7 protein-coding genes are annotated in these 9,562 nt (G+C 73.8%); 5 read left to right on the forward strand and 2 right to left on the reverse strand.

What is annotated here, in order from left to right; translation table 11 throughout:
• Window positions 1–51 precede the first annotated feature (51 nt).
• From DEJ51_RS03035 to DEJ51_RS03055, 5 genes are read left to right on the forward strand one after another with little or no spacing between them, the layout of a single operon-like run.
• A complete protein-coding gene (locus DEJ51_RS03035; protein ID WP_150256031.1) occupies window positions 52–3,330 on the forward strand; it encodes a non-ribosomal peptide synthetase in 3,279 nt (1,092 codons plus the stop codon).
• A 54-nt stretch (window positions 3,331–3,384) separates the two neighbouring features.
• Window positions 3,385–4,779 (forward strand): serine hydroxymethyltransferase, encoded by a 1,395-nt coding sequence (glyA, locus tag DEJ51_RS03040; protein ID WP_150256033.1) that lies wholly within the window; start codon window positions 3,385–3,387, stop codon window positions 4,777–4,779.
• Window positions 4,776–5,474 (forward strand): DUF2461 domain-containing protein, encoded by a 699-nt coding sequence (locus DEJ51_RS03045; RefSeq protein WP_150256035.1) that lies wholly within the window; start codon window positions 4,776–4,778, stop codon window positions 5,472–5,474. Before glyA ends, DEJ51_RS03045 begins: the two co-directional genes overlap by 4 nt.
• A complete protein-coding gene (locus tag DEJ51_RS03050; protein WP_150256037.1) occupies window positions 5,471–6,541 on the forward strand; it encodes a threonine aldolase family protein in 1,071 nt (356 codons plus the stop codon). Before DEJ51_RS03045 ends, DEJ51_RS03050 begins: the two co-directional genes overlap by 4 nt.
• Before the next feature lie 29 nt (window positions 6,542–6,570).
• Window positions 6,571–7,152, forward strand: a complete 582-nt coding sequence (locus tag DEJ51_RS03055) for a GNAT family N-acetyltransferase (RefSeq protein WP_150256038.1) — start codon at window positions 6,571–6,573, stop codon at window positions 7,150–7,152.
• Window positions 7,153–7,217: 65 nt separating this feature from the next.
• Here DEJ51_RS03055 and DEJ51_RS03060 read toward each other — a convergent pair whose 3' ends face one another.
• Together DEJ51_RS03060 and DEJ51_RS03065 are read right to left on the reverse strand one after the other, a co-directional pair.
• Window positions 7,218–8,366 carry an acyl-CoA dehydrogenase family protein gene (locus DEJ51_RS03060; RefSeq protein ID WP_150256039.1) on the reverse strand — a complete coding sequence of 383 codons (1,149 nt, stop codon included), beginning with the start codon at window positions 8,364–8,366 and terminating at the stop codon, window positions 7,218–7,220.
• Window positions 8,363–9,553 (reverse strand): acyl-CoA dehydrogenase family protein, encoded by a 1,191-nt coding sequence (locus tag DEJ51_RS03065; RefSeq protein ID WP_150256041.1) that lies wholly within the window; start codon window positions 9,551–9,553, stop codon window positions 8,363–8,365. Before DEJ51_RS03065 ends, DEJ51_RS03060 begins: the two co-directional genes overlap by 4 nt.
• Between the last annotated feature and the right edge of the window lie 9 nt (window positions 9,554–9,562).

Here is a 9,562-nt window from a genome sequence, read left to right on the forward strand (position 1 = left end):
GCACGCACCAGCCAACGGCCAACGGCCCGTAACACCGAATGGAGTTGGACCATGACCGAGCTCCTGCCCGCTCGTGCGGACAGTGCCGCGTCCTTCCCGATGACCGAGACGCAGCAGGCACTGATGATCGGGCGAGGTGAAGCAGTCGAGCTCGGCGGTATCGGCTGCTACGGCTACTTCGAGTGGGAGCGCGCGGACCTCGATGCCGAGCGGTTCGCCGCCGCCTGGCGCAAGGTGGTCGCCCGTCACGACATGCTCCGCGCGATCGGCCGCACGGACGGCACCCAGTGGGTGCCGGCCGAGCCGCTGCCCTTCGCGATACCGGTCGTGGACCTGAGCGGTCTGCCGGCCGACGCCGCGCGGGAGCGGCTCGCCGAGCTGCGGGACGAGATGAGCCATGTGGTGTTCCCGGTGGGCAGCTGGCCGCTGTTCGACCTGCGGATCATCCGGCTGGGCGGACCGGGGAACCCGAGCCGGGTCCACCTCGGCATCGACCTGCAGGTGCTGGACGCCTCCAGTGCCTTCCAGGTGCTCTTCCCCGAGCTCGTCGACCTGTACGAGGACCCGGACGCCGAACTGCCGGAGCCCGGTATCGGCTTCGCCGAGTACGCCCGCTGGCGCGCCGACGCCCTGCCGCACACCGAGGCCTTCCGGGCCGCCCGCGACTACTGGCTGGAGCGGGTGCCCACCCTCCCGCCGGCCCCGTCGCTGCCCACGGGCAGCGCCGCGGGCGGCGCTCACGAGGTGCGCTTCGACCGGCGCGAGCACCGCATGTCCCCCGCGGACTGGCAGCGCTTCTCGGCGCGGGCGCACGAGGCGGGGCTGACGCCGTCGGTCCTGCTCACCGCCGCCTTCGCCGAGGTGGTCCGGTGCTGGGCGGAGGAGTCCGACTTCACCCTCAACTACCCGGTCTTCCAGCGCCCTGCGGTGCACCCGGACATCACGGGCGTACTCGGTGACTTCACCAACGCGGTGATGCTCGCCGCCGACGGTTCGGGCGTGACCTTCCTGGACCGGGCGCACGCCCTGCGCGACCAGCTCGCCCGCGACGCGGAGCACGGTGCCTTCAACGGCGTGCGCGTGCTGCGCGAGCTGACCCGGCTGCACGGGGTGGGGGCGCAGGCCGGCATGCCGGTGGTCGTGACCAGCCTGCTCGACTACCCGGTGCGCAGGCCCGTCACGGACCTGGGCCGGGAGGTGTACTCGATCTCGCAGACCCCGCAGGTCTCGCTCGACGTGCAGCTGCGGGAGCTGGCCGGTGAGCTGCGCGTCATCTGGGACTTCGTGGACGGGGCGTTCGCGCCCGGCTTCGTGGACGCGGCCTTCGGCGTGTACGTGGACCTGCTCGAACGCCTCACGCGGGACCCGGAGTCCCTGCACGCGCGGCGCTTCGACCTGATCCCGGCGGCCGAGCGGGCGCTGCGCCGCCAGGTCAACGACACCGCCGGGCAGATCCCGTACACCACCTTGCACGAGCTGTTCGCCCGGCAGGCGGAGCGCACGCCCGGCGCCGAGGCCGTGGTGGACGCCGCCGGGCGGCGGCTGAGCTACGGCGAGCTGGCCTCGTACGCCTGGCGGATCGGGCACACGCTGCGGGACCACGGGGCCGCCCCGGGCGAGCTGGTCGCCGTGGTGATGGAGAAGGGCTGGGAGCAGTACGCGGCGGTGTACGGGATCCTCGCGTCGGGCGCCGCCTATCTGCCGCTGGACCCGTCCGTGCCGCCGGAGCGGCTGCGCCGCCTGCTCACCGAGGCCAAGGTGGACCGGATCCTCACCCAGTCCTGGCTGGACTCCCGGATCAGCTGGCCCCCCACGGCCCGCCGCTACCGGGTGGACAAGGACTTCGAGTCCGGGACCGACACCCGGCCCGACACCGCGCAGACCCCGGCGGACCTCGCGTACACGATCTTCACTTCGGGCTCGACCGGTGAGCCCAAGGGCGTGATGGTCGACCACATCGGTGTGGTCAACCTGATCCGCGACGTCGCCGAGCGCTTCCAGGTCGGTGCGCGGGACCGGCTGCTGGCCATCTCCGGGCTGCACTTCGACGCCTCGATCTACGACGTGTTCGGGGTGCTGACGCAGGGCGGGACGGTGGTGCTGCCGCCGCCGTTCGCGCACGCCGAGCCCGATGTCTGGGCCGATCTGGTCCGGGCCGAGCAGGTCACCCTGTGGAACTCCGTGCCCGTCCTGATGGAACTGCTGGTCGGCGAGGCCGAGGTGCGCGAGCGGCGCGGCGGCGGCCGGCCCCTGGAGTCCCTGCGGCTGTCCGTGCTCTCCGGCGACTGGATCCCGCTGACGCTCCCGGACCGGCTGCGGGCGCAGAGCCCCCGGATCCAGGTGGTGGGTTCCGGCGGCCCGACCGAGACGATCTGCTGGTCGTTGTTCCAGCCGATCGGCGAGGTCGACCCGGCCTGGACGAGCATCCCGTACGGCAAGCCGATCACCAACCAGCGCTACTACGTCGTCGACGGGGCCGCCTACGAGCGCCCGCTCGGGGTGGTCGGCGAGATGGCCGTGGCCAGCGACGTCGGGCTCGCGCTCGGCTACTGGAACGACGCCGAGCGCACCGCGAACCGCTTCGTGCACCTCCCGGAGAGCGGCGAACGCGCCTATCTGACCGGTGACCTGGGCCGGTACCTGCCGGACGGCAGCATCGAGATCCTCGGCCGCGACGACTTCCAGGTGAAGATCCAGGGCCACCGGATCGAACTCGGCGAGATCGAGGCCGTGCTGCGCCAGGACGCCGAGGTCGAGGCTGCCGTGGTGGTGGCCCCGGCCAGCGCGCACGGGGTGCGACGGCTGCACGCCTTCGTCGTGGCCGACGAGGACGTGGCCGGGCCGGTGCTGGAGCGGCTCGCCGCGCGGCTTCCCGGCTACATGGTGCCGGCCGCGCTCACGGTGCTGCCGGAGCTCCCGCTGACCCGTAACGGCAAGGTCGACCGGCTGCTGCTGGCCTCCTCGGCCGGACGGCAGCAGTCCGCCGACGAGGCGGCCGTACGGGACGCGGGGGACGGGCCGGGCAGCGCACTGGAGCTCGTGCTGTGCGCGGCGGTCGCCGACGTCCTCGGCCTCGACGGGGTGGCGCCCGGAGACAACTTCTTCAGTCTGGGCGGCGATTCGCTCAGCGGTACCCGGCTGGCCGGTCTCCTCAAGGAGCTGCTGGGGGTGCCGGTGCCGGTGAAGACCGTGTTCCAGAACCCGCTGATCTCCGAGCTGGCCGGGAAGATCGCCGCGGACGAGCAGCACGGGGCCGAGGCGGTCGCCGCCGCGGAGGCCTTCGGGGAGCTGGAGGCGGACGAGACGGACACCTCCGATGCGGACGGCTGAGGACACGAGCCGGTTCAGCACGGTCATCACGGACGATTCCGAGAGGGGACAGTCATGAGTCTCACCCTGCCCGCGCCCGTCACCGAGCCGGAGCTGCCCGCGGCATCCGGCCCCCGGGCGGAAGGCGACCCCGACCTGGTCGATTTCGCCGGGCACGCCGCGACCCGGCTCAGAGAGCGCGACAGCGCGTTGTACACCCTGCTGGCCCGGGAGTCGGCACGCCAGCGCGACACCCTGATGATGGTCGCCGCGTCGAGCGTCGCCGATCCCTCCGTGCTGGCCTGCGAGGGCAGCACGCTCGGCAACCTGACCGCCGAGGGCTTCCCCGGGAACCGCTACCACGCGGGCTGCGGCGTCGCCGACGAGATCGAGCGCCTCGCGATCGACCGGGCGTGCGCGGCGTTCGGAGCCGAGGACGCGATCGTTCAGCCGCACTCCGGTTCCTCCGCCAACCTCGCCGTGATCACGGCACTGCTGAACCCCGGCGACTCCCTGCTCGGGCTGGACCTGGACTGCGGCGGGCACCTCACCCACGGCTCCCCCGCCTCGGTGACCGGCCGCTACTACCGCGCCCACGGCTACCGGGTGACGCCGGAGGGGCTGCTCGACTACGACCAGATCCGCGAACTGGCCCTGGAACACCGCCCGAAGCTGATCGTCTGCGGGGCGAGCGCATACCCCCGCAGCATCGACTTCGCCCGGTTCCGGGAGATCGCGGACGAGGCCAACGCCTACCTCCTGGCAGACATCTCGCACATCGCGGGACTGGTCGCGGCCGGCCTCCACCAGAGCCCCGTCGACCACGCGCACGTGACCACCACCAGCACCTACAAGCAGCTGTACGGACCGCGCGGCGGTCTGATCCTGCTGGGCCGGGAGGCCCGCAAGGCCGGGCCGGAGCGCGGCACCCTGGCCGCGACCCTGCGGCGGGCCGTGTTCCCCTTCACCCAGGGCACCCCCGACCTGGCGTCGGTGGCGGCCAAGGCCCGCGCCCTCCACTTCGTGGCGAGCCCCGACTTCGCCGAGCTCGCCAAGCGCCTCGCGGACGGGGCGCAGGCGATCGCCGAGCGCCTCTCGGACCGGAGGTTCCGGCTGGTCACCGGTGGTACGGACACCCACATGGTGCTACTGGACCTGCGGGGCACCGGGGTGACCGGGGACGTCGCCGAGCAGGCCCTGGAGTCCTGCGGGATCGTCGTCAACCGCAACCGGGTCCCCGGCGACACCACACCGGTCCGGGTGACCGGTGGGCTGCGGCTCGGCACCAACACGCTGGCCGCGCGCGGCATGGACCACGCGGTGGCCGCCGAGTGCGCCGATCTGGTCGCGGACGTCCTGGTGGCGCTGCGCGAGCGGGGCGGCGTGCTACCGGACGCCCTGCGCGAGCGGGTGCGGGTCCGGGTGTCCGAGCTGTGCGCCGCGCACCCCCTGCCGGGGTATCTGCCGTGACCTTCGGCGGCTTCCCGCCCTCGGCACTGCGCCTGTACGAGGACCTCGCGGCCGACAACCGCAAGGAGACGTGGCGGCTGCGCCACCGCGAGCGGTACGAGCGCGACGTACGTGCGCCGATGGACGAGCTGGCCGCTGAACTGGGCACGTTCTTCGCGGAGTCGGCGGGAGCCGGCGGACCGGGCGGGGTGCGGGTGCTCGGCCCGGTCCGGGACACCCGGATGTCCCGCGACAAGTCCCCGTACAAGACCTACCAGGGCGCCTACCTGGACCTGCTGCCCTGTCTGGGCCTGTGGGTGCACCTGGACCGGCACGGTCTCTACGCCTCCGGCCGCTGGTACCCCTACGCCGGGGCCGAGGTCGCCCGGTACCGCGCCGCCGTCGAGGACGAGGACGGCGGCGCGGAGCTGGCCGCGATCGCGGGCCGGCTGGAGGACCAGGGGTTCACCCTGGGCGGCGACCGGCTCAAGTCCCGGCCCCGGGGGGTCCCGGCGGACCACCCGCGGCTGGGGCTGCTGCGCCACCGCACGATCGACGCCGGGCGCCGCATCGGTCCCGACGACGGGCTGCACTCGGCGCGCGCCGGGGAGCTGGTGCGGGAGACCTGGCGGCTGGTGCGCCCGCTGCTGGACTGGGCGGCGGCCCGCGAACTCACCCCACAGCCCCGCGAACGAGGAGTTGACGCACCGTCATGAGCATCGGGAGTTTCGAGACCGTCGACCTGCGCAGCGACACGGTGACCCGGCCGGGTGCCGGGATGCGGGCCGCGATGGCCTCGGCCGAGGTCGGCGACGACCTGTTCGGGGAGGACCCGACCGTCCGCGCGCTGGAGGACCGGCTCGCCGGACTCTTCGGTTTCTCCGGGGCCCTGTTCACCCCTTCCGGGGTGATGGCCAACCAGATCGCCCTCCAGCTCCTCGTCGGTCCGGGCGAGGAGCTGGTGTGCGACGCCGAGGCGCACATCCTGGCGCACGAGGAGGCCTCCCCGGCGCGCTACGGCGGGATCCAGACCCGCACGGTGGTGGCGGAGCGGGGCGTGGTGACCGCGGCCCTGCTGGCCGGGGTGGTCCGGCGGGGGAACCCGTACACGCTCGGAACCCGGGCGGTGGAGGTGGAGCAGACCCACACCCGGGCCGGCGGTACGGTCCATCCACTGGACACGCTGCGCGCCGTACGGGAACTGGCGTCCGGCGCCGGCCTGGCGGTCCACGTGGACGGGGCCCGGATCTGGAACGCGATGGCGGCGACGGGCACTTCGGCGCACCAGTACGGGCGGACGGCGGACTCGCTGTCCGTGTGCCTGTCGAAGGGCCTGGGGGCGCCCGTCGGGTCGGTGCTGCTGCTGTCGGCCGAAAACCTGCCGCGGGCACGGAAGTTGCGGCACGGACTGGGCGGCGGCATGCGCCAGTCGGGCATCCTGGCCGCCGCGGGGCTGTACGCGCTGGACCACCACGTGGAGCGGATCGCCGAGGACCACGCCAACGCCGCGCTGCTGGCGGCGGGGGTGCGGGACGCGGGGTTCACCGTGCGCCCCCCGGAGACCAACATCGTCCTCATCGAGGTTCCCGGCGCCGACGAGGTCGTCGCTCGGGCCGCGCAGGAAGGAGTGCTGGTGACCGCGCCCGGCCCGGAGACGGTCCGGCTGGTCACTCATCTGGACGCAGGACGGCAGGCGTGCCGGCGGGCCCTCGGGGTGCTGGTCGCCGTGCTGGCCGACGTCGTCACCGGGTCGCGGGACACCGCGGCCGCGGGACACCCGTAAGAAGAAGCGGAAGAGAGCGAAGTAGCAGCATGAGTCTAGAAGTACGGCCCGCCACGGCGGAGCTGTGGGACGACATCCGCCAGGTGCTCCAGCCCAAGAAGAGCGCGCACACGTGCTGGTGCATGGCGTGGCGGCTGTCCACCGGAGACTACGGGCGGCTCACGGCGGACGAGCGGGGCGAGCACCTGCGCGGCCTGATGGAGAAGGCCGATCCGCCGCCCGGGGTCCTCGGGTTCATGGACGGCGAGGTGGCCGGCTGGTGCAACGTGGCGCCGCGCCGGCAGCTCGACCGGCTGACCTCCTCCAAGACGATCACCCCGGTGGACGATCTGCCCGTGTGGTCGGTGACCTGCTTCGTCGTGCGCAAGGAGTTCCGCGGCAAGGGGGTCGCCTCGGGCCTGCTGGAGGGGGCCGTCGAGCACGCGCGGGCCCACGGTGCGCCCGCCGTCGAGGGGTACCCGGTGGACCCGGAGGGCGGCCGGGTGAATCCCACCCTCGCCTACGTCGGGACGATGGACATGTTCGAGCGGGCGGGCTTCCGCCGGGTCCACCGCACGGAGGCCAAGAGCGACAAGCGGCACCGCTGGGTCATGCGCCGCGACCTCGTCTGACGGTCCTGCCGGTACGAGTGGAGGGGCTCCCGCGGTGCGGGGGCCCCTCCACTCGTGGGCGCCGGTCAGGGCGTGTGCGCCGCGATGTCCCAGAGGTGGGCGGGGCGCCCGCAGCGCAGGGCCTCCCAGGCCGCGCGCCGGTAGCAGCCCGCGACCAGGCCGTCGCGGACCAGGCCCGAGGCACCGTGCAGGTGGACCGCGTCGCGGGTCACGTCGAGGGTGGTCTCGGCCGTGAGGGCGATCAGGCCGGCGGCCTCGCCCGCGGTGAGCCGGTCCTCGTCGAGGTCCCGGGCCGCGTCCCCCACGGCCCAGCGCACGGCGTCGAGGCGGGCGAGCAGGCCCGCCACGCGCAGCCGGGGGCCCTGGTGTTTGACCAGGGCCTGGCCGAACTGCTGCCGGCCGCGGATCCGGGAGACGACCGCGGTCAGGGCGGCCGCCGTGATCCCGGCCAGCAGCGAGGCCTGGTGGACGGCGGCGCGCAGCCCGACCCGGGCGAGGGCCCGTTCGGCGGCGAGGCCGCTGAGCAGCACGGCCTCCGCGGGCAGCCGTACCTCGTCGAAGACGGCGCCGGCGACCGCTCCCCCGCCGTGGTCGCGCAGCGGGCGGACCTGGACGCCTTCGGTGGGCAGCCGTACGAGGGCCACGCACGGGCCGTCGGGGCCGCCGGCCAGGACCAGCAGGGCGCCCGGGCCGACGCCGGCGGCGAAGGGGCCTCCGGTTCCGGTGAGGACGACGGAGCCGGTGTCCGGGTCGGGCTTCCAGGTGATGCCCGGGGGTACGGTGCCGCGTGGATCGGGCAGCCGGCCCGGCAGGGCGAGTTCCAGTTCCCCGGTGCGGACCCGGTCCAGGAGGCCGTGGGCGGCTTCGGGGGCCAGCGGGCCGAGTCCGGAGAGCAGGTCCAGGGCGAGGAGGGTGTCGGTCAGCGGGACGGGCTGCATCGCGTTGCCGGCTTCCTCGCACACCATGGCGATGACCGCCTGGCCGAGGTCGAGGCCGTCGTGGCCGATGGGCAGGGCGAATTCCCACGCGCCGACCTGGGTCAGCGCCTCCCAGGCACCGGCGGGGGTGTCCCCGTCGACCTCCAGGCCCTGCCGCACGGTGAGCCGGAGCTGGCGGAAGAGCGAGTCCTCGTCCTCCCGTTCCCGCCAGCGCTCGGACGCCGCAGCCGGGCCCCGGCCGCCCGTGCCGGTCCCTTCTACCGCCTGTGATGTCACGGCCGTACCTCCGCCCCTGAGTCGAGACGCAGCCGGGCCAGCGTCTCCAGCATCATCTCGGCGGTGCCGCCCGATATCCGCATCCCCGGGGCTTCGCGCATCGCCGCGTCGAGTGGGTGTGCCACCCCGTCGACCTCGGGGTCGTCGAGGGTCATGCTGGTGTCGCCGTCGAGTTCCGCGGCCCACCAGGCCACCTCGGCGGCGAGCTCGGTGGTGTACCACTTGGCCGCGGCGGCCTCGTCCTCGTTGAGCTCGCCCCGGTCGAGGCGGGTGAGGACGCGCCGGACCAGAGTGCCGGCGGCGAGCAGCCGGGCGTTGAGCTTGGCGAGGCCGATCTGGTCGTGCTGGCCGGCCTCCAGCCGGTCGGTGTGGACCTCCAGCCGTTCCACGGCGGCCCGGTACCAGCGCAGCGCCTTGACGTAGTAGTCGAGTCCGGTCCGCTCGAAGGCGAGGGTCTTGACGACGATCGCCCAGCCCTGGCCGGTCTCGCCGACCACGTCGTCGGCGGTCACGGCCACGCCGTCGAGGGTGACCTCGTGGAAGGCGTCGTCTCCCATGCCCGGGATCTGCCGGATGGTGACGCCGGGCTGGGCCAGCGGGACGAGGAACAGGCTGAAGGCGTCGTCCTCGCCGCGGGCCAGGCACAGCCCGTAGTCGGCGAGCCGGGCGAAGAGCGAATGGACCTTGGTGCCGTACAGCTTGTAGCCGCCCTTGCCGTCGGAGACGGCGCGGGTGGAGAGGATGTTGAGGTCGGAGCCGGCCTGGGGTTCGCTGAACAGCACGCAGCCGAAGGCGGTGCCGGCCGCGAAGCCGGGCAGGTGGCGGGCCTTCATGGCCGGGCTCGCGACGTTCAGCAGGGTGGACCCGACGATCTGCACGGTGAGGGTGTGCAGCAGGTCGGGTACGTCGTGCATGGCCAGTTCCTCGACCAGCACGGCGGCCGCGACCTGGCTGATGCCGCGGCCGCCGTACTCCTCGGGCCACTGGGGCGCGAGGAGGCCGTGTTCGCCCAGGGCCCGGTGGACGGGCCGGGGGTCGCGGGTGCGCCGGGCCTCGGCCACGGGGGCGGAGACCAGGATGTCGTGGATGTCCTCGCGCAGGGCCCGCATGGGGGTGCGGGGCACGTCGGCTCCGCTCCGCAGCAGCCCGCAGTCCGCGGGCGCGCGGTAGAACTCGGTGGTGAGCACGGGCAACTC

It is taken from the genome of Streptomyces venezuelae, from assembly GCF_008642275.1.
Classification (GTDB): domain Bacteria; phylum Actinomycetota; class Actinomycetes; order Streptomycetales; family Streptomycetaceae; genus Streptomyces; species Streptomyces venezuelae_E.